This is a genomic window from Blautia hominis (assembly GCA_002270465.1).
GTDB lineage: Bacteria > Bacillota > Clostridia > Lachnospirales > Lachnospiraceae > Blautia > Blautia hominis.
This window is the reverse complement of sequence record NQOF01000001.1, coordinates 48,135-68,878: the sequence shown is the minus strand read 5'-3', so window position 1 is coordinate 68,878 and position 20,744 is coordinate 48,135. Positions and strand designations below refer to the sequence as shown.

General features: G+C 46.6%; 19 protein-coding genes, 1 pseudogene and 1 riboswitch. Of the genes and pseudogenes, 16 read left to right on the top strand and 4 right to left on the bottom strand.

The window, feature by feature from the left end; all coding sequences use genetic code 11:
- Positions 1 to 7: 7 nt before the first annotated feature.
- The 12 genes from CI595_RS00355 (at position 8) to CI595_RS00300 (ending at position 10,375) form a co-directional block, all read left to right on the top strand.
- Positions 8 to 1,381: a sensor histidine kinase gene (locus tag CI595_RS00355; RefSeq protein WP_095170577.1), complete on the top strand. Its 1,374-nt coding sequence runs from the start codon at positions 8 to 10 to the stop codon at positions 1,379 to 1,381.
- 118 nt (positions 1,382 to 1,499) lie between these two features.
- The gene (locus CI595_RS00350; RefSeq protein ID WP_095170575.1) at positions 1,500 to 2,237 is read left to right on the top strand and encodes a polyphosphate polymerase domain-containing protein; all 738 of its coding nucleotides are present in this window, start codon (positions 1,500 to 1,502) and stop codon (positions 2,235 to 2,237) included.
- Complete coding sequence (locus CI595_RS00345; RefSeq protein ID WP_095170573.1) at positions 2,230 to 2,919, top strand: DUF4956 domain-containing protein; 690 nt, start codon at positions 2,230 to 2,232, stop codon at positions 2,917 to 2,919. Before CI595_RS00350 ends, CI595_RS00345 begins: the two co-directional genes overlap by 8 nt.
- A 5-nt stretch (positions 2,920 to 2,924) precedes the next feature.
- The gene (locus tag CI595_RS00340) at positions 2,925 to 4,814 is read left to right on the top strand and encodes a carbohydrate-binding domain-containing protein (RefSeq protein ID WP_095170571.1); all 1,890 of its coding nucleotides are present in this window, start codon (positions 2,925 to 2,927) and stop codon (positions 4,812 to 4,814) included.
- Between the two features lie 121 nt (positions 4,815 to 4,935).
- Positions 4,936 to 5,874, top strand: a complete 939-nt coding sequence (gene cysK / locus CI595_RS00335) for a cysteine synthase A (protein WP_095170569.1) — start codon at positions 4,936 to 4,938, stop codon at positions 5,872 to 5,874.
- Positions 5,875 to 5,955: 81 nt separating this feature from the next.
- The gene (locus CI595_RS00330) at positions 5,956 to 7,263 is read left to right on the top strand and encodes an O-acetylhomoserine aminocarboxypropyltransferase/cysteine synthase family protein (RefSeq protein ID WP_095170567.1); all 1,308 of its coding nucleotides are present in this window, start codon (positions 5,956 to 5,958) and stop codon (positions 7,261 to 7,263) included.
- A gap of 67 nt (positions 7,264 to 7,330) precedes the next feature.
- A complete protein-coding gene (locus tag CI595_RS00325; RefSeq protein WP_095170565.1) occupies positions 7,331 to 7,765 on the top strand; it encodes an RrF2 family transcriptional regulator in 435 nt (144 codons plus the stop codon).
- 186 nt (positions 7,766 to 7,951) lie between these two features.
- Positions 7,952 to 8,830, top strand: a complete 879-nt coding sequence (locus CI595_RS00320) for a helix-turn-helix domain-containing protein (protein ID WP_095170562.1) — start codon at positions 7,952 to 7,954, stop codon at positions 8,828 to 8,830.
- A gap of 66 nt (positions 8,831 to 8,896) precedes the next feature.
- Complete coding sequence (locus CI595_RS00315) at positions 8,897 to 9,148, top strand: hypothetical protein (RefSeq protein WP_095170560.1); 252 nt, start codon at positions 8,897 to 8,899, stop codon at positions 9,146 to 9,148.
- A 146-nt stretch (positions 9,149 to 9,294) separates the two neighbouring features.
- Positions 9,295 to 9,651, top strand: coding sequence for a DUF2089 domain-containing protein (locus CI595_RS00310; RefSeq protein WP_065542492.1), 357 nt, complete (start codon positions 9,295 to 9,297; stop codon positions 9,649 to 9,651).
- Between the two features lie 40 nt (positions 9,652 to 9,691).
- Positions 9,692 to 10,096, top strand: a complete 405-nt coding sequence (locus CI595_RS00305; RefSeq protein WP_095170558.1) for an SHOCT-like domain-containing protein — start codon at positions 9,692 to 9,694, stop codon at positions 10,094 to 10,096.
- A gap of 15 nt (positions 10,097 to 10,111) precedes the next feature.
- Positions 10,112 to 10,375 (top strand): hypothetical protein, encoded by a 264-nt coding sequence (locus CI595_RS00300; RefSeq protein ID WP_095170556.1) that lies wholly within the window; start codon positions 10,112 to 10,114, stop codon positions 10,373 to 10,375.
- Positions 10,376 to 10,419: 44 nt separating this feature from the next.
- On the opposite strand, the gene CI595_RS00295 is transcribed toward CI595_RS00300, so the two are convergent.
- Positions 10,420 to 11,016, bottom strand: coding sequence for a cytidylate kinase-like family protein (locus tag CI595_RS00295; protein WP_095170553.1), 597 nt, complete (start codon positions 11,014 to 11,016; stop codon positions 10,420 to 10,422).
- Between the two features lie 348 nt (positions 11,017 to 11,364).
- A riboswitch (Lysine riboswitch) is annotated at positions 11,365 to 11,534 on the top strand.
- A 161-nt stretch (positions 11,535 to 11,695) separates the two neighbouring features.
- Between CI595_RS00295 and CI595_RS00290 the strand changes: the two genes are divergently transcribed.
- Together CI595_RS00290 and gnpA are read left to right on the top strand one after the other, a co-directional pair.
- The gene (locus tag CI595_RS00290) at positions 11,696 to 13,282 is read left to right on the top strand and encodes a Na+/H+ antiporter NhaC family protein (protein ID WP_408608174.1); all 1,587 of its coding nucleotides are present in this window, start codon (positions 11,696 to 11,698) and stop codon (positions 13,280 to 13,282) included.
- Between the two features lie 298 nt (positions 13,283 to 13,580).
- A complete protein-coding gene (gene gnpA, locus CI595_RS00285; RefSeq protein WP_187143987.1) occupies positions 13,581 to 15,749 on the top strand; it encodes a 1,3-beta-galactosyl-N-acetylhexosamine phosphorylase in 2,169 nt (722 codons plus the stop codon).
- Between the two features lie 664 nt (positions 15,750 to 16,413).
- On the opposite strand, the pseudogene CI595_RS00275 reads toward gnpA, so the two are convergent.
- The 3 genes and pseudogenes from CI595_RS00275 to CI595_RS00265 form a co-directional block, all read right to left on the bottom strand.
- Positions 16,414 to 16,989, bottom strand: a pseudogene (locus CI595_RS00275) (ABC transporter substrate-binding protein); the annotation flags it as partial.
- Entirely contained in the window at positions 16,958 to 18,895 is a 1,938-nt protein-coding gene (locus tag CI595_RS00270) for a recombinase family protein (protein ID WP_095170549.1), read from the bottom strand. The pseudogene CI595_RS00275 and the gene CI595_RS00270, both read right to left, overlap by 32 nt.
- A 63-nt stretch (positions 18,896 to 18,958) precedes the next feature.
- Positions 18,959 to 19,147: a hypothetical protein gene (locus tag CI595_RS00265; protein WP_243135069.1), complete on the bottom strand. Its 189-nt coding sequence runs from the start codon at positions 19,145 to 19,147 to the stop codon at positions 18,959 to 18,961.
- Positions 19,148 to 19,476: 329 nt separating this feature from the next.
- On the opposite strand from CI595_RS00265, the gene CI595_RS00260 reads away from it, so the two are divergent.
- Positions 19,477 to 20,061: a 50S ribosomal protein L25/general stress protein Ctc gene (locus CI595_RS00260; RefSeq protein ID WP_095170545.1), complete on the top strand. Its 585-nt coding sequence runs from the start codon at positions 19,477 to 19,479 to the stop codon at positions 20,059 to 20,061.
- 107 nt (positions 20,062 to 20,168) lie between these two features.
- A complete protein-coding gene (locus CI595_RS00255) occupies positions 20,169 to 20,519 on the top strand; it encodes an arsenate reductase family protein (protein WP_095170543.1) in 351 nt (116 codons plus the stop codon).
- The last annotated feature ends 225 nt before the right edge of the window (positions 20,520 to 20,744 follow it).

Below are 20,744 nucleotides of genomic sequence, written 5' to 3'. Positions count from 1 at the left end.
TGTGCATATGATAAAAAAACTACAGAGGAAGTTTGTCATGATAACCATGATCTCCCTGCTCGCTGTGCTTCTGCTTGTGGTAGGGGGGATCAATGGGCTGAATATTTACCAGACCAACGGCAAGTCCAATATCCTTCTGGATATGCTGGTTCAAAACGGCGGGAGTTTTCCAAAGCAATGGGATAAGGGCAGCCATCCTCCCGAACCCGGTGAGGAGACAAGGCCAAAGGATGGGGAAGACAAGTCTGAGGAACCGCTAAGTCCCGGGGAACCGCCGGTTTCGCAGGAGGGCGATGGTATACGCGGACGGGGCGGGCTGTTTAGCTACCGGATGTCAGAGGAGACGCCTTTTGAGACCCGGTACTTTTCCGTGACCATTCCAAAAGAACTGACAGATTCCGGTGAAACAGTGTCTGTCTCTCAGATGCAGGTGGATTTGACGCATGTGGCTGCAGTTACAGAGGAGGAAGTGGCTGCATTTGCCAATGAGGTTTTGGAAAAGGGCAGGGAAAAGGGCTACTGCGGCCAATACAAATACCAGAAGACTGTGAAGGAGGACGGACAGACGCTTCTGGTGTTTGTAGACTGCGGCAATGATTTGCAGTCTATCCGGAACTTCGCGGGAATATCTTTGCTCGTGGCATTTCTCTGCCTGGTGCTGGTACTGTTTTTTGTAAGTGTGTTCTCCAGAAGGGCAATCAGGCCGGTGATCGAGAGTATGGAAAAACAGAGACAGTTCATAACGGACGCAGGTCATGAGATCAAGACCCCCATTGCCATCATCTCTGCCAATGCAGAGGTGATCGAAATGTGTGAGGGGGAGAGTGAATGGACCAGGAGCATCCGAAACCAGGTGGAGCGTCTGGGAGAGCTGGTGAAAAATCTGCTTACGCTGTCCCGGCTGGATGAAATGCAGGAGAGGCTTCAGACCGCAGATTTTTCCTGCTCCGAGACGGTAAAAGAGTGTGTGGATGCTTTTGCTCCCATGGCGCAGGCAAAAGGGCTGCAGATGCAGAAGCAGATACCCCAAGGACTTTATATGAACGGATGTGAATCCAATATCCGGCAGTTCGTGACGATCCTTATGGATAACGCAGTCAAATATGCCCCGGATGGAGGATGTATCCGTATAACCCTGGAGAAAAAAGAGCGAACCCTGGAGCTTTCTGTCTACAACGATTGTGAGGAGATTCCGGACGGAGATCTGAACAGGCTTTTTGACAGGTTCTACCGGGCTGACAGTTCCCGCTCCAGAAAGACAGGGGGATACGGAATCGGACTGTCGGTGGCTCATGCCATTGTAAAAGCACATAGGGGAAAGATCACTGCCAGGGCAAAGGATTCGGGTATCTGTTTCACGGCAAGGCTCCCATTGAAATAGACGGCTGCTTTAAGGCAGACAGCAGAAAAAAATTGCTGTCTGTCTTTTTAAGTTGATTTAAGGTTGAAGCGCTATACTGAGGCAGAAGTAAAAAATAAGTAAACCAAGGAGGAACATCATGGGCAGTTATCAGATGACATTTAAGCGCTACGAGAAGAAATACCTGCTGGACGACAGTCAATATAAAGAATTTGTAAAAAGGACAAGCGGGAGGCTTATCCCGGATCAATATGGGACAACCACCATATGCAATATTTATTTTGATACACCGGATGCCCGGCTCATCCGTGCATCCCTGGACAAGCCGGTCTATAAGGAAAAGCTCCGGCTTCGCAGTTATGGAACACCGAAAAAGGACGGGCCTGTATTTCTGGAACTGAAGAAGAAATATAAGGGTATTGTATACAAGCGGCGGGAGAGTATGGTGCTTTCCGAGGCTGAGAGATATCTCCTGCGACGTGAGATGCCGGGGGTAGAGACACAGGTTCTGCGGGAAATTGACTGGTTTTTACAGTATTATAAAGATATCAGGCCGGCCATGTACATCGCTTACGACAGGATAGCTGCCTATGATATGCAGGAGCCGGAACTCAGAGTGACATTTGACTGGGATATCCGGTTTCGGAGCCGGGAACTGGATTTGAGAAAGGGCGCATGGGGCCGGCAGATACTGGAGGAGGGGCAGCAGCTTATGGAAATCAAAATTCCAGGGGCCATGCCTGTATGGCTTTCGGAACTTCTGGACCAGCTTCACATTTATCCCATATCGTTTTCCAAATACGGAAAGGCATACCAGCTTCAAAATGTCCGGCATACAAGGGAAGGAAAACGGGAAGGAGGGAAATATTGTGCTTAATACCTGGTTTCAGTCAATTTTGGTGAACGAGACAGCAGCCACATTTTCCCTGGGGACTTTTCTGGCATGTACAGCGGCCTCCCTGGTTTTGGGGATCGCGATCGCAGGGATTTACATGTACCGCAATACATATACAAAGGGATTTGTTGTAACTCTGGCGCTGATGCCTGCCATTGTGCAGATGGTGATCATGCTGGTGAATGGGAATCTGGGCACCGGTGTGGCGGTGATGGGGGCATTTTCCCTGGTCAGGTTCCGTTCTGTGCCCGGAACGGCCAAAGAGATCAGCAGTATTTTCCTGGCTATGGCTGTGGGGCTGGCTACGGGCATGGGATATATCGGTATTGCGGCACTTTTTGTGGTGGTGATCGGCGCAGTCAACACCATTTTTACAGTCAGCAGGTTTGGGGAGAAACATACGCAGGAGAGAGCACTGCGTATTACGATTCCGGAATCTCTGGATTACACGGAGGTGTTTGATGAGATCTTTGAAAAATATTTGAAGAGATGGGAACTGATCCAGGTAAAGACCACCAATATGGGCAGCCTGTTCCGTCTGGAGTACCAGGTTGTGCTGAAAGAGCAGAAAGACGAGAAGAGGCTGATAGATGCCCTTCGCTGCCGAAATGGAAACCTGGAGATATTAAGCAGCAGGGCTGCGATTGTCAGAGAGGAGCTGTGAGACAGATGTATAATAAAAAAACAGCGGCAGCAGTGCTTCTGGGTATTCTGCTGTCGGCGGGCAGCCTTTGGGGATGCGGAAATGAACAGGCAGACAGCCGGGAGACCGATAAAACGGTATCCGATACGGCAGCCGGCGGCAGAGGCGGTATGATGGGGGGAACCGGCAGCACGGAAGGCGTGGACCGGGATCTGGAGCTGACAGGATCAGAGGTAGATACGGAATTTACCGAACGCGATCGAGATGGAACTTATGCGGCGGATGCGGTGAGTGAGATAACCCTGAATGGAGATACCATTCAGTCAGAGAGCGGCAGTGCAGAGGTCTCCGGCAGCACGATCACCATTAGCGGGGAAGGTATCTACCGTATTACCGGGGAACTCCGTGACGGACAGATCGTGGTAGATGCAGGGGACAGTGACAAAGTGCAGATCGTTCTTGACGGAGCGGAGATCCACTGTGAGACAAGCGCTGCTGTTTATGTAAAAAACGCGGACAAAGTATTTCTCACGCTGGCAGAGGGAAGTCAGAACAGTCTGAGCGGAGGAAATACCTATACACAGACAGATGACAACACAGTAGACGGGGTAGTCTTTTCCAAGGATGACCTTACCGTAAATGGCAACGGGGCTTTGAAAGTGACTGCCTCTTATAAACATGGCATGGTATCAAAAAATGATCTGGTCATTACAGGCGGAGAAATTACAGTCAATGCTGCGGAACACTGCATGACCGGAAAAGACTGTATAAAAATATGGGACGGCACATTCAGCCTCACATCCCAGGGCAAGGGAATGAAAGCAGAAAATACGGAGGAGACGGAAAAAGGCAATATCTATATTGCAGGCGGTACCTTTGTTCTTAATACAGAAGATGATGCCCTGCATACCGGCGGGAGCATTGTGATAGACGGCGGCAGTTTTACGGTGGACTCAGGGGATGATGCCTTTCATGCGGATCTGGATGTTGTGGTGAACGATGGAGTGATTGCTGTAAACTCCTGTTATGAAGGACTGGAAGGCCGCAGAGTGGTGGTAAACGGCGGCGAGACCAGTCTGACAGCCAGTGATGACGGGGTAAATGCGGCAAAGGCCAAGACGGAAGAGGAGGAGGCAGACGTGCCCGGCGGCAGCGGGGATGGAAGCATGGAGAATGATACGGAAGCCTACATTAAGATCACAGGGGGAACTCTGGAAGTGGACGCTGAGGGGGACGGTCTTGATTCTAACGGCAGTCTCTTTCTGTCAGGGGGAACCGTATATGTAAACGGCCCTGTGTCCGACGGTGATGGTGCTCTTGACTATAACGGAGGCGCGGATATCACAGGTGGAACCATCATAGCCGTGGGAAGTTCCGGTATGGCACAGGGATTCAGTGATTCCTCCACCCAGTGTTCTATTCTGCAAAATCTCACAGAGTCCCAGGAGGCACAGTCTGCGGTTATCTTAAAAGATGCAGACGGCAATGAGCTGTTAAACTGGGCGCCTGAGAAAAATTATTCTTCTGTGCTGATCAGCTGTCCGGAAATGAATGAGGGGGAGACATATATCCTTACTGCCGGAAACGAAAGTAATGAGCTGACCCTGGAAGCCGTAGTCACGTCCAATGGCGCAGCAGGAGGTATGGGACGAATGGACGGCGGCATGAAAGGAAATAGGAAGAATGGCCAAAATCCGAGTAATGCGGATGGAGAGATGCCGGAGGGAATGGAGCCACCGGATGGAGAGATGCCAGAGGGAACGGAGCCACCGGAAGGAGAGATGCCGGAGGGAACGGAGCCACCGGAAGGAGAGATGCCGGAGGGAACGGAGCCACCGGAAGGAGAGATGCCGGAGGGAATGGAACTACCGGAAGGAGAGATGCCGGAAGGAATGGATCCGCCGGATGAAATTTAGCAAGATCCCAGATTGTATCTGAAAAAAAATCATGCAATCTGGGATTTTTTTCTTGACAGACGGGACAGATGCGGTTATAATTCCTATTAATTCGATAGGAAATATATGAAAGGAGAAAATGATGAGCAGAGATCATATTTATAGAAGCGCAGCAGAGCTGGTTGGGGGCACTCCCTTGATGGAAATGCAGAATATGGAAAAGGAGGAGGGGCTGAACGCGTCAGTTCTGGCAAAGCTGGAATATCTGAATCCGGCGGGAAGTGTGAAAGACAGGATTGCCAAAAATATGCTGGATACTGCGGAGGCGGCCGGGCTGATCGGTCCGGGTACGGTGCTGATAGAACCAACATCCGGCAACACAGGCATAGGCCTTGCATCCATGGCCGCAGCCAGGGGATACCGCCTGATCCTTACAATGCCGGAGACTATGAGCGTGGAGCGCAGGAATATACTGAAAGCCTATGGTGCGGAGCTGGTGCTGACGGAGGGAAGTAAGGGCATGAATGGAGCCATAGCAAAAGCGGAGGAACTTAGCCGTCAAATCCCCGGCAGCTTCATTCCGGGCCAGTTTGAAAATGCCTCCAATCCGGAAATGCACAGAAAGACCACAGGACCTGAAATCTGGAACGACACGGAGGGCACCGTGGATGTCTTTGTTTCAGGGGTTGGCACAGGCGGAACCATCACAGGTACCGGAGAGTATCTGAAATCAAAAAATCCGGCTGTTAAAGTGGTGGCAGTAGAGCCTACAGATTCACCGGTCCTCTCAGGCGGCAGGCCGGGGCCTCACAAAATCCAGGGCATCGGGGCAGGCTTTATCCCAACGGTGCTGAACACAGAGATATATGATGAGATCATACAGGTGGAAAATGATGCAGCCATTGAAACCGCAAAGAAAATCGCAAAAAAAGAAGGCATTCTGGTAGGGATCTCCTCCGGTGCGGTCATGTATGCAGCTATGGAACTGGCAAAGAGAGAAGAGTATGCAGGGAAAAATATCGTTGTGCTTCTTCCGGACAGCGGAGACAGATATTATTCCACGCCATTATTCCAGAATTGAGATCCCGGAACAAAGAACAGCTTTTTGCGCCAAAGCTTAATCGGCGTTATAAAAATATCAGAAAAGGTGAGGGTGACAACTATGAAAAAAACAGAGAGAAAAGACAGAAATTTCAAATTCGAGACTTTACAGCTCCATGTGGGTCAGGAGGCTCCGGATCCGGCAACAGGTGCAAGGGCAGTACCTATTTATGCCTCCTCCTCCTATGTGTTTGATGACTGCGCACATGCGGCAGCACGTTTTGATCTGTCAAATGCGGGGAATATTTACGGAAGGCTGACAAATCCCACGCAGGATGTATTTGAACAGAGAATAGCGGCCCTGGAGGGCGGCGTGGCAGCACTGGCTGTTGCGTCAGGGGCAGCGGCTATCTCCTACACCTTCCAGAACCTGGCAAAACAGGGGGACCACATTGTCTCCGCAAAAAATATTTACGGGGGGTCTTATAACCTGCTGGAACATACCCTGCCGGACTATGGGATTGAAACCACATTTGTGGATATATTTAATAAGGAAGAAGTGGAGGGGGCCATTCGGGAGAACACGAAAGCTATTTTTATTGAGACACTTGGAAATCCCCGTTCTGAAGTGGTGGATATTGAGGCTGTTGCGCAGATCGCCCATGCCTATAAAATTCCTTTGGTGGTTGACAACACGTTTGCAACGCCTTTCCTGGTGCGCCCCATTGCATACGGGGCTGATATTGTGGTACATTCCGCCACAAAGTTTATCGGCGGTCACGGTACGGCTCTGGGCGGTGTGATCGTTGACAGCGGAAAATTCGACTGGGAGGCATCCGGAAAATTTTCTTCCCTTGTGGAACCCAATCCCAGCTACCACGGGGTAAGCTTTACAAAAGCCGCTGGTCCGGCTGCCTTTGTGACAAAGATCAGAGCCATTTTGCTGCGCGACACAGGTGCTACGCTTTCCCCCTTCCATGCATTTTTCTTCCTTCAGGGGCTGGAAACTCTGTCTCTGCGGGTAGAACGCCATGTACAGAATGCGCTGAAAGTGGTAGAATATTTACAGAAACATCCGCTGGTGGAGGAAGTTCATCATCCGTCTGTCAGCGAAGATCCCGAACAGCAGAGATTGTATAAAAAGTATTTCCCCAATGGGGGCGGTTCTATCTTTACATTTGAGGTAAAAGGAGATGCCGGGAAGACAAAAGAATTTATCGATAACCTGGAACTTTTCTCTTTGCTGGCAAATGTGGCTGATGTGAAATCCCTGGTCATTCACCCGGCTTCCACCACCCATGCCCAGCTCACCGAAGCAGAACTTGCAGAGCAGGGAATCCGTCCCAACACTGTCCGCCTGTCCATAGGTACGGAGAACATTGATGACATCCTCCAGGATTTGGAGGAGGCATTTCGTGCCATATCCTGACAGGTACAGGGGAAGCGGGGATGACAGCATCTGCCTTCGGAAAGAAAGGGATATCTGGAGGTAACTCATGAAAATATCAACAAAAGGACGTTATGCACTGCGTATGATGCTGGATATAGCCATACACGATGAGGGCGGTCCGGTGAGAGTAAAAGAAATTGCGTCAAGACAGGAAATTTCCACAAAATACCTGGAGCAGATCGTGTCTATCCTTGCCCGCGCCGGTTATGTGAAAAGCATCCGCGGGCCCCAGGGCGGTTACCGCCTGTCAAAGAAGCCGGAGGAGTATACCGTTGGTTCTATCCTTCGTTTGACAGAGGGCAGCCTGGCACCGGTGGAATGCCTGGAAGGGGAGACCAACGAATGTCCCCGTGCGGAAGCCTGCCCCACGCTTGTTCTCTGGCAGGAGCTGGACAATGCCATCAAAAGTGTGGTGGACAAATACACACTGGCAGATTTGGTAGAATGGCAGAAGCAGTGTTCCCTGAATTATATTATATAGGAAAAACAGTGATACAAAAGAAAGCTGCTGCGGCCTGCCGGTATTTGAACCATTCGGCAGGTACCGCAGCTGTTTTATGATCCAAATCCTTTTGTAAGGAAGGACAAGCGTTTTGTGGTTGGCAAAAAAGGTCGAGAGTGATATTGAAAGTTCCGGTATGATAACAAGTGTAGGGAGGTGACAGAAATGACAGAGCAGATCCTGGCTGTTCAGAGAATGCAGGATTACATCGAGCAACATTTAAGTGAAAATATCACGCTGGCGAAGCTTTCGGAAGTGTCTCTGTATTCTCCCTGGTATTCATACCGCCTGTTTAAGGAGTATACCAATCTCACTCCGGCAGATTACATCCGCCGCCTGCGCCTTTCCCGGTCTGCCTTGCGCCTGCGGGATGAGAAATGCAGGATTCTGGATGTGGCACTGGATATGGGATTCGGCAGCGTGGATGGGTATCAGCGTGCTTTTTTCCGGGAATTTGGCTGTAATCCCAGAGAGTACACGGCGAAACCGGGGCCCCTGCTTCTGTTTATCCCCTACGGCGTAAAATACAGAAACCTGCGAAAGGAGCCGGAAGATATGGAAAGTGTAAAAAGTGTATTTGTTCAGATGACAGAGCGGCCAGCAAGAAAAGTGATCTTAAAGAGAGGTAAGGACGCGGAGGACTATTTTCAGTATTGCGGGGAAGTAGGGTGTGATGTGTGGGGAATCCTCACCAGTATAAAATCCATCAGCGGCGAACCTGTATGTCTATGGCTTCCGGATGCATACCGCACTCCGGGCACATCGAAATATGTGCAGGGTGTGGAAGTGGCGGCAGATTTCCAGGAGCCGGTGCCGGAGGGATTTGAATGCATAGACCTTCCGGCAGCAAAATACCTGATGTTTCGCGGAGAGCCCTTCGAGGAGGAGGGGTACTGCCAGGCGATCACGGAGGTGCAGCAGGCAATTGAAAAATACGATCCGGAAGTGATCGGCTGCTGCTGGGATAAGGAAAATCCCCGCATACAGCTTGAACCGGTAGGTCACAGGGGATATATAGAACTGCTGCCGGTGAAAGAAATCTGATGAGCCGGTGCATCCTGTTAAGTATTTCATACTGATGTTTCACGTTTCGCTGTACCCGGGTGAGAAGTGAAGCATACAGCACTCCAGAGAATTCGTTCTTTCTGTTTTCCGGAAGAACGGGTTCTCTGGATTTTTGTGTGGAAAAAACGCAGGCAGAATACGATCTTTGGTGTTTTTTCGGATGTGGGACTACAGGCGGTAAAGCCGGGAGTGGGAAATATCACTTTGGGCGGCAGCAGGGGGTGTGCCGGAAGAGCCGGTACATTAGAGTTGACAGCTCTGCAGATGGGTATAAAAGTGCGGATAGAGGATACATGAGGTGATATATAAAAGGAATGAATGCTTAAAATCAATATAATTAACAATAAAATTAAGATAATTAATATAGACATTAAAAATATGAATATTCATATTGATATATACGAAGTGTAGGTATATTATATAAAACATAAGGAGGAAAACAAATGTATAAAGTAATCAGTCAGTGCCCGGTCTGCGGCGGCCAGCTCAAAGTGATCAAATTAAAATGTGACAAGTGTGATACGGTAATTGAAAATGATTTCCGCCTGAACAAATTTGACTACCTGTCCGAACAGGAGCTTTTCTTCACCGAAACATTCATCCGCTGCCGCGGCAACATCAAAGAAGTAGAAAAAGAACTGAAAATCTCTTATCCCACAGTCCGTTCCCGTCTGGACGAGGTGATAGAGAAGCTGGGGTACAAATCGGCTCCGGCTCCGGACAATAAGAAAAAGGAAATACTGGATGCCCTGGAACGCGGAGAGATCACCCCGGAGGAAGCTTTGGAGCAAATGAAATAAAAATAAAAAAATGAAAATATCAAAATAAAAGGAGAATATCATGGAAGAACAGTTAAGGATTTTGAAAATGTTAGAGGAAGGCAAAATTACAGCAGAGCAGGCATCGGAACTTCTGGCAGCTCTGACACCACAAAAGGAGGCTGGGTCAGCTTCCTATGAAGTAGTAAAAACCGAACCGGTCAACATGGATTATGATAAAAGAATGGTACGCATTGTGGTCGACAGCAGTGAGGGGGATAAAGTCAACGTGCAGCTTCCGGTGACAGCCATCCGCCAGATCCTCAAAGTCACAGGAAAACTTCCTGTTGTCAGTGAAAATATGCAGGGTATTGAACTCACGGAGATTCTGGATACCGTTGTGGACTGTCTGGATGCGGAGGCGATCGGTGATATTGTGAATGTAGTATCTAAAGCCGGTGATGTTGTAAAAATCTACATCGGTTAAGCAAGGGGAGAGAAGATGAGGATCATTATACGCTCCAAGGATGTACGACTTTTCATTCCGGTACCTCTGCGGCTTGCGGGATTAGCTATAGCCTGCATCCCGGAGCGTGCTGTCCGGGAAATGCAGAATGCTCTGCCTGCTCCTTACGGAAAAGATATCAACAAAAAATTTCTCCGTCAGGCCTGCCGTGAATGCTATCAGGTTCTGCGGCAGTATAAAGGCCTGGAGATCATAAACGTCACAGCGCAGGACGGAACTTATGTTTCTGTCAGGCTGTGAAAAAAGGGACATCCGTGGATGTCCCTAGTACTCGATCCGGTCATTTACATATCTCTGTAAACCGCCTCCAGCATATCCAGAATGTGCTTCTGGGAAAATTTACTGCTGTCTAAACAGAGGTCATAGTGGGTCATATCCAGCCATTTGGCATCTGTGAAGTATTCATAGTAGGAACGTCTTCTCTTATCCATTTTTTTGACCAGAGAGCGGGCGCTTCGCTCTTCCCTGCCGATACGTTCCATAATGTTTTTTACCCTGTACTCAAAGGGGGCAAAAATGAAAATACTTTTGCATTTGTTCTCCAGAATCTGGTCAGCACAGCGTCCTGCAATAATGCAGTCTCCCTTTTCTGCCAGGTCATGAATGATTTTAGACTGGGACCCAAAGAGCACGTCGTTCATGGGCTGAAAATGATACTGGGGTTCCATCTGCATGGCGTCTTTCACCGGAAGATGCCATTGGTTTGCCCGCGTTTCATCTACTTTTTTCAGTTCCTCCAGGGGAATATCATTTTCCTGGCTTGCCAGGGTGATGAGCTCTTTGTCATAAAACGGAATATCAAGTCTCTCTGCAAGTGCTTTTCCGATAAGCCTTCCATTGCTGCCATACATTCGGTTGATCGTAATGATGCGGTTAGCCATATCCATCCCTCCTTGTATAAAACTGTGGGTAACGATCGGGTGTCCGTTATCTATTATTCTTTCAATCATTATACCATATTATCTGAAAGTATTCTATATATATAGAAAATTAAAAGCAGTAATTCAGCGCGCTGCGCAGCTAAAGCATGAGACAGCCAATACCGAAATGCATTCCATCGTAGTTAGCACCCTGAAAGCGAGAACTGCCATAAAGGGAGAAATTTGCGGATCATAACAGATGAAATGAATTTTAGGAAGAAATGTGTCAAAAATACTTGGATTTCTGACAGGATAATGTTATGATAACATAGAAATAAAAAACGGTTTCTGACAATGTGTCAGGAACGGCAGAATGATAGAGGTGCAGGTTTCAAGAGTATTTCCGCAGAAAAGGCCGGGCGGCCGCCGGAAAGAAAGGGGAAGCTGCCGAAGGGATGGATACCTGCCCGGGTGTCTGTTTCTGGGACGCCGCATAAGATGCGTCGTACTGTCACTGGAAGTGGAGCGCTATCATCTTGGACAGAGAAAGAAATTTTGCTGCCATGAACGCGTTCCCGTAAGGGATTGCCGTTCATGGCTTTTTATTGTCCGGAATAATAGAAAGCACTGCAGTACAGGGCAGAAACCGGGAAAAGAAAGAGAGGATGTTTCTATGGGAAGCAGGAAAAGAAGATGGGTCATGTGGGTGTCCGCAGCGCTTATGGTGCTGCTGTGTGCAGTCAAAGTATTTGCCGGGGAGGGCGAGACGGCATATGAACCTAAAATGTACGCGACCTTCTGGGCGCTTGTGCCGCCGGTTGTGGCGATCGCGCTGGCACTGATCACAAAGGAAGTTTATAGTTCTCTGTTTATTGGAATTCTGGTGGGAGCTTTATTTTACTCCAACTTTTCCTTCGAGGGAACGGTAACACAGATTTTTCAGGGAGGCATAATCAGCGTGCTTTCCGATGGCTACAATGTAGGGATCCTTGTATTCCTGGTCATTCTGGGCATTATGGTGTGTCTCATGAACAATGCAGGAGGTTCCGCAGCTTTTGGACGCTGGGCAGGCGAGCATATTAAGAGCCGTGTGGGCGCGCAGCTTGCCACGATCCTGCTGGGTGTGCTGATTTTTATTGACGACTATTTCAACTGTCTCACCGTGGGCAGTGTTATGCGTCCGGTGACGGACAAGCAGCAGGTTTCCAGGGCAAAGCTGGCCTATCTTATTGATGCCACGGCTGCTCCGGTCTGTATTATAGCTCCTATTTCCTCATGGGCTGCTGCAGTCAGCGGATTTGTGGAGGGGGAGGACGGGCTTTCCCTTTTTGTGCGGGCCATTCCTTATAATTTTTATGCCCTTCTTACCATTGTCATGATGGTGGGAATGGTACTGATGAAGGTAGAGTTCGGCTCCATGGCAGTGCATGAGAAGAATGCAATGCAGGGTGATCTGTATACCACTCCGGGCCGCCCTTATGCCAGTGCAGAGACACAGAGAGAGAACATGAAGGGGAAAGTGATTGACCTTGTCATCCCTATTTTGTGTCTGGTAGTGTGTTGTGTCATCGGCATGATCTATACAGGAGGATTTTTCGACGGGGCTGGGTTTGTAGAGGCATTCTCCCAGAGTGATGCATCCGTAGGCCTTGCACTGGGCAGCTTTTTTGGTCTGGTGATCACAGTGGTCCTGTATATTGCCCGTCGGGTTCTCTCTTTCAGGGATTGTATGGCATGTATACCGGAGGGATTTAAAGCCATGGTTCCGGCCATCCTTATCCTGACCTTTGCCTGGACACTGAAAGCCATGACGGACAGCCTGGGTGCAGCAGAGTATGTGGAAGTCCTGGTGAAATCAGGAGCAAGCGGATTTATGAACCTGCTTCCTGCTATTATCTTTTTAGTTGGATGCGGTCTGGCATTTGCCACCGGTACTTCATGGGGAACCTTTGGTATCCTGATCCCCATTGTAGTTTCCGCATTTTCCAACACCAATCCGCAGCTAATGATCATTTCCATTTCTGCCTGTATGGCAGGGGCTGTATGCGGTGACCACTGCTCTCCCATATCAGACACTACAATTATGGCGTCAGCGGGAGCCCAGTGTGACCATGTAAACCATGTTTCCACGCAGCTTCCTTATGCGGTCACAGCGGCAGCGGTCAGCTTTGTTTCCTACATTATTGCAGGATTTGTGCAGACTGCATGGATCGCGCTTCCTATAGCGATTCTTCTCATGCTGGTGGTGCTGGTTGTAATAAAAATACAGAACAGGCCTCTTTCCTAAGGATTGGGCAGAAACAGGTGTGCAGACCTTTTGTCAAGGTGCTGCACACCTTTTTTGTGCCGGTTTGAGCTGTACGGGAAAAACTTTCGGGGTCTGGAACAGTCTGATAACTCATCTATATTGTTGGAATGGATTGTAAAAAAGCAATATATCTAATATTGTGAGCAAGAAGAAGATAGACTTATGAGGAAAATTTGCGTATGCTATAGATAGTAAGACGAAAGTTCCGGCAGAGTGCGGCAGCAGTCTGCAAAGGAGAAAAAAGTTGAGATTTTTTACCGGATGAAAGGAGATTCTTATGAGTGAAAGAGCGGAAATGAAGGGGCGGGTTACAATTCCTACAGATGTGGATGTGGTTCCGGAGACACTGGAGCTTGTGAAACGGTGGGGCGCAGACGCTATCCGCGACTGTGACGGAACAGACTATCCTGAGGAGCTGCGCCATGTGGATGCCAAGGTTTACTCCACTTATTATACAACCAGAAAAGACAATACATGGGCAAAAGCAAACCCGGATGAGATTCAGCAGATGTATATCATGACACCTTTCTATAATGCAGCTGAAAGTGAGCTGTCCATTCATCTGATGAACCATTTGTATCCGGACATGCTCAAGGTTAATTCCAGGGATGATATCACCCGCTGGTGGGAAGTGATTGACCGTACAACCGGTGAGGTGGTTTCCCCTGAACAGTGGGAGTACAGTGACGAGACAGGAAATGTGACCATCCATGATGCCAAAGCATTCCATGATTATACAGTCAGTTTTCTGGCCTATATTATGTGGGACCCGGTACATATGTATAATGCAGTGACCAATGACTGGAAAGATGTGGAAAAGCAGATCACTTTTGATGTCCGCCAGCCAAAGACCCGCAAATTTTCCATGGAGAGGCTGCGCAAATACATACAGGACAATCCTCACATTGATGTGATTCGTTATACAACTTTTTTCCACCAGTTCACTCTGATCTTTGATGAACTGGCAAGAGAAAAATATGTGGATTGGTACGGGTATTCCGCTTCCGTAAGCCCATACATTCTGGAACAGTTTGAGGCTGAGGCGGGGTATAAATTCCGTCCGGAATACATTATTGACCAGGGCTATATGAACAATACCTACCGCATTCCGTCAAAGGAATTCCAGGATTTCCAGAGATTCCAGAGACGTGAGGTTGCCAAACTGGCGAAAGAGATGGTGGATATCACACATGAGTGCGGCAAGGAAGCCATGATGTTCTTAGGTGACCACTGGATTGGAACCGAGCCATTTATGGATGAATTCAAATCCATAGGTCTGGACGCTGTTGTGGGAAGTGTGGGAAATGGTTCTACCCTGCGTCTGATCAGTGATATTGAAGGTGTGGATTATACAGAGGGACGTTTTCTCCCCTACTTCTTCCCGGATACATTCCACGAGGGCGGTGACCCGGTGAAAGAGGCAAAAGTAAACTGGGTAACAGCCAGAAGAGCTATTTTGAGAAAACCGATCGACCGTATCGGCTACGGCGGATATCTGAAGCTGGCTATGCAGTTCCCGGATTTTATTGACTATGTGGAGAGCGTTTGCCGGGAATTCAGGACCCTGTATAACAATATCAAGGGAACCACACCGTATTGTGTAAAACGTGTAGCTGTGCTGAACAGCTGGGGCAAAATGCGTGCCTGGGGCAATCATATGGTACACCATGCCATTTACTACAAACAGAATTATTCTTATGCAGGTATTATTGAGTCACTGAGCGGCGCGCCCTTTGATGTGAGATTCATCAGTTTTGATGACATCAGAGACAATCCGGATATCTTAAAAGATATTGACGTTATTCTCAATGTGGGCGGTGCCTACACCGCGTATTCAGGAGGCGAGAACTGGGCAGATGAGAAAATCCTTACAGCAGTGAAACGTTTTGTATATGAAGGCGGCGGATTTATCGGCGTGGGTGAGCCTACCGCCTGCCAGAGAGAGGGACGTTACATCCAGCTCTCCGGTGTTATGGGAGTGGAGAAAGAGAATGGTTTCACTCTGAATGTGGACAAATACAACTGGGAAGAACATGAACACTTTATCACGGAGGACTGCACAGGGGAAGTAGATTTTGGCGAGGGCCAGAAGAGTATTTTTGCCCTTCCGGAAACCACCATCATCAAGCAGGTAGATAAGGAAGTACAGCTTGCTGCCAATGATTTCGGAGATGGGAGAAGTGTATATATCAGCGGCCTTCCTTACAGCTTTGAGAACAGCAGACTTCTCTACAGAGCCATCCTCTGGTCATCCCATGATGAAGAAAACCTGCATAAATGGTTCTCCTCAAATTATAACGTAGAAGTCCATGCATATGTGAAAAATGGAAAATACTGTGTGGTCAACAATACTTATGAGCCTCAGGATACAGTGGTATATAAAGGGGATGGAAGCAGCTTTGAACTGCATCTGGATGCCAATGAGATTATCTGGTATGAAATTTAATTAAAAGCCGAAGCGAAAAAGAAGAGTTCCTGTCTGCGAAGCTGCCGACAGGAACTTTTCTTTTCGTTAATCACCTTTTAATTTACGGGAAAACATGATCTTCCACAGTTTATTCCGCTTTACTCTGTGCACGATTTTACTGGTTTTGTTACAATGCTTACATGTACCCAGATACTCATATACCATCACGTCATTTCTTTTTAGGTTTAGGTGATATACTTGATTCAAACACTTTCTGCAGTACTCCAGTTCATGGATCTTTTCGTTTTTCGTCATATTTCTCCCAACTTTCTGTAATCTTAAAGGTATCTGCCGCCAGCCGTACCTTTATCATAACAGATTCAAAGAACACAGAAACAGTCGTTGGCGCAAAAAAAACTGCTTTGCGCAGAGCGGCGGAATCTCTATTATATCAACAAAGCGAAAAAGCAGCTGTTCTGTCAGTGAAGATGCTGACAGGACAACTGCTTTTTACAGCAAGAAGTTCAAAGGATTTTACATCACTTTTTATGTGTTTCAAGTATAAGAAGTGATATATTATATATGATATCAGATTAAAAACGATATTGCAAGAGATTGGTGTGAAAAAATGTGAAAAAACCCATGGTTTATCGGGAATGATATTTTTGTGTGAATTGAGATGTCAGATTAAAACTGATGTCCCTTATTTTTTTGCGTTCTCTGCGTAATCGGTAACGACAAGGTTAGAGTAATCCACTCGGGCTTTCAATTCACCTGCACTGTCCAGAATATCCTGGAGAAGTTCAAAACTGTCTTTTTCAAAGACAAGGTTATCTTTCCAGGTATCCTGGTCTTTATAACGTTTTACAATGGTTGTGATGGTATCTAAGTCGTTTTCCTTGAACTGAGGTTTTATGATCTTGGCAATCTCCTCGGCTGTGTGGGAGTTTACATAGTCCATACCTTTTTGCATGGCATTGACAAAGCCCTGAATGATCTCCGGATTTTTCTCTATAAAACTTTTTTTGGCACTGTAGGCTGTGTAAGGAACATAACCGGAATCAACGCCGCAGGAGGCCACAACATAACCGGCTCCTTCTTTTTCAAGGGCGGTGGCGCTTGGTTCAAATTCAACAGTAAAGTCACCCTGACCACCAGAAAAAGCAGCAGCAGTGGAACCGAAATCAATACTCTGGTCAATATTCATATCCTTCTGCGGGTCAAGTCCGTTTTGTTTCAGGATATATTCAAATACCATTTCCGGCATACCACCTGTTCGTCTCATTACCATGTAAATGAGAAGTGCAATCGGGATAAGGCATCACATTTTCTTGAAAATTCCCTATTATTTTTTCTATCTCCTCTTTTGTTTTAATGACAGCATAAGGTTTCCGCGGATTTTCCGCCGGTTCTATCAGTCCTCTGTCTATCATCAGATGAATATATGGCAAAACGGATTGTTTGGAAAATTGATATCCGATGGCAGTCAGTTTTTCTGAGAGATAATTAGCAGAGGTAAAATTACGATCATTTTCAGAAATGAGCTTCATGGCAGCCAGCATTATTTCCTTTTCTGATCTGTTTAATTCTTCTGAAGGGCTATAAGGGATTAAGCCCGAAAGACCATATTTTAGCTCAATTTCAGGCAAACCGTTTTCATCTACTTCAATTCTTTCGATCAGAAGCTCCATATCTTTCCTATCTAATGTTCCGCTTTTAATGATTTCATCTACAACATCGAGGGCTGTCGGTAAGTTTTGTTTGGCATCCGGTGTTTTCAGACAGGTATCCTGCAAGGTGTTAAGATGCAGTTCCAGAGCGTGGATACGGGTTAAAAAGTCATTCTGTAAATCATGATAGCTTTCATGGATCAGGTCATAGCTGTCAGCATTTTCTGCTAAGTCCTTTACTTTTTGGGTAAGCAGAGATTTTAACTGCTTTTTTTGAATCTCAATGGATTCCCGGATTTCCTGACATTTTTCTTCTATAGTTTTTTCACCGGATTCAAAATCCTTCAGATCATATGCAGCTATCCTTTCAGATAAGGTATTTCGGCATAGGCGGATATAGTTCATTACATCATCCATTAAGTCATTTTCTTCCGTTAAGTGCGCCTTGGGGCAATATCGTTTCCCCTTTGTATTGTAGGTGCTGCAGATATAATATTTGCGCACTCCGCAGGTGGTTTTACGGACAATAGGTGTTAAACGTTTTTTACAGTCTTTACAAAACAGGCAGCTTCCGAATGGATTCGGGATGTTTGTCTCTGCCCACTGCCCGTGGTTTCCATGATAATTTGTCTTTACACGCTTTTCTTTCATTTCCTGTACAAGTTCAAATGTAAACTTATCAATGACAGCAGGATGATGATTCTCAAAAATATTTTGTTCCTCTTTTGGTACCCGCCTGTCTTTACCGTGTACGGTTGCTCTTGCCCTTTTATGTAAGCGGTAAGTTCCAATATAAAAATCATTGTCCAGAATTTCTTTTACCGTATTATCAGACCATTCTGCAGCAACCTTTCTTTTACTCAGTCTGCCTTCTGCAAGTTCCCGTTCATGGCGGATTGCTGATGGTGTAGGGATATGCTGTTTCGTTAGGTATGCTGCAATTTTGCGATAGCCGCAGCCCTGGATATAAAGCTCATATATCCTCTTGATCTGTCTGGCCTCTTCCGGTACAATTTCTATGATACTCTTATCCTTAGTATTTCTTTTATACCCAAAAGGGACATGTGTCAGAAGCGTTCCCTCTTTTTGACGGGCACCGAGGACACGCCGGATCTTCTTGCTGGTATCTTTTACATATTTTTCGTTGTACCAAGTCTTAATACCAATCACATCATCATCAGGTGATAAGGAATCATAATTATCGTCAATGACAACCAAGCGTTTTCCGCGTTCTTGAAATTCATCCAAAAGTAAGAGCACTTTTGCATTATGGCGGCCAAGCCGAGAGAAATCTTTGACAAACACAGTATCAATATCCTTATCTAAATCTTCCATGAGCTGCTGAAAGCCAGGACGGTCAAATTTGTAACCGGAAACGCCATCATCCTCGTACCAACGGTCAATTACGGTATTTTGAGAAGCTGCATACTGTTTAATTATAAGTTTCTGATTTTCTATTGAAATGTAGTTACGTTTGTCGTCATCCCTTGACAGTCTGACATACCCAGCATTCATAATGAACCCTCCCAAAAATCTTATTACGATGTGCTTACCGGACATACCTGCTTTGAGTAAAGGTCAGTTTGTCTTGTTAGCATAGTGGTTTTTGATCAATTCCTTTAATCCTTTATGGATATCATTCTCTTTCTGGCCGTCTTGATAGGTAACGACCCGAAACCCCAGATCTGTGTATTTCCTTTTCGTGTTTAAATAATCGGTCTGAGTCTGAAAATCAGATTTCCAGAGGTAGTGGGTTGGCTTCTTCAAAATGATACCTTCTTACTTGATCATCTTATGAGTAAAATATGTAAAAACGTAAAATGTGTGCACCTTTGGTCATCCTACTTTATTTCCGGATCAGCATTTCCTGTGTCTTGAAACCGACTTTTCTTAGTCCGCTATGAGGGCGGACGTAAAGGGAGGAGTTGACAGGCATGTTATAATATATATAGTGCATACAGAACTTCCATATAGAAAGCTCCTAACTACACGTTACACGTAGTGAGGGGCTTCTTTTTTTCATAGTTTGAAAAAGCGGAAAGTGACTGCCGTGCACCGGACGCATTGACGCTGCAATTTATAGGAGGTATTGGATCATGACCACATTACAAGCAGAAAAAAGAAACCCGGAAATAAAAGCAAAACGCTTAAGACGTGAGGGGTACGCCACAGGTACTCTGTCCGGCAGGGGGATGAAAGAGACCATTGCACTTCAGTATCCCGAGAAAGAAGCTCTGCAGTTCATCAGAGGGAACAAAGAAGGGTCACAGGTTATATTGGAGATCGGTGGAAAGAAGATCAGTGCCATTACAAAAAATATTGCGTATGATCCCTTGAAAAAGCAGATACAGGCCCTTGACTTTCAGGCACTCGTGGCAGGCGAGAAGGTTTCCACGTCGGTACAGATTCATTTTACAAATGAGGATATAGTACAGGGGTTTGTAAGTCAGGAGCTTACAGAGGTGCATTACAAAGCAGACCCGGCGAATCTTCTCGAACCAATCGAGATAGATTTTGGAAAAATACCGCCTGAGATCAAGAATTATTATGTGAGAGACCTGAAATTAGACGAAAAGAAAGAGATAGAGCTGATCACACCTGAATCTGCGCAGATTTTCCATATCGGGGAAGTGACAGTGGATGCCGGTGAAGAGGAAACATCAGAAGAAACAAAGGAGTAATTCCTGCTTGGCCCAGTGTCAGTTTGCGGCTGCAGAGGAGATGGCTTTTTTTACGGATATATGGTATAGTTTATCCATTAGAATAGATATAAGTCAGGAGTGCAGGAATGAATATACAGATTTTCGGAACGGGCAAATGTTTTGACACTAAGAAAGCGATACGTTATTTCAAAGAGCGGAATATAAAATATCAGTTTATAGATATGAAAGTAAAAGGAATGAGCAAGGGCGAATACAATAGTGTAAAGCAGTCAGTAGGCGGTCTGGATGCCATGCTGGATAAAAAATGTAAAGACAAAGATGCTCTGGCATTGATAAAATATATCGCAGACGAGGAGAAAGACGAAAAGGTCTTGGAAAATCAAAAGGTATTGAAAACACCAATTGTCCGGAATGGAAAGCTGGCAACAATTGGTTATTGTCCTGATATATGGAAAAATTGGAACGAAAAAGGCTGAGAAGCAAAGATCGTGAAGATGGTAGTGAAGGAGGGGCGTAATGTAAGGCATCCCAAGATGGATGACCTCCTTCCCAAAGGAGTAGAGATTAACATATGAGACAGTGTCCTTTTGGATGCTGTCTTTTTTCAGCCTTCGTTTGACGCTGATCTGCCCTTATGCCGCAGGCTTCAAAGTTCAGTCTGATTGGCTTGGAGGAGCCTGGGAGACACAGCGTTAACAGCC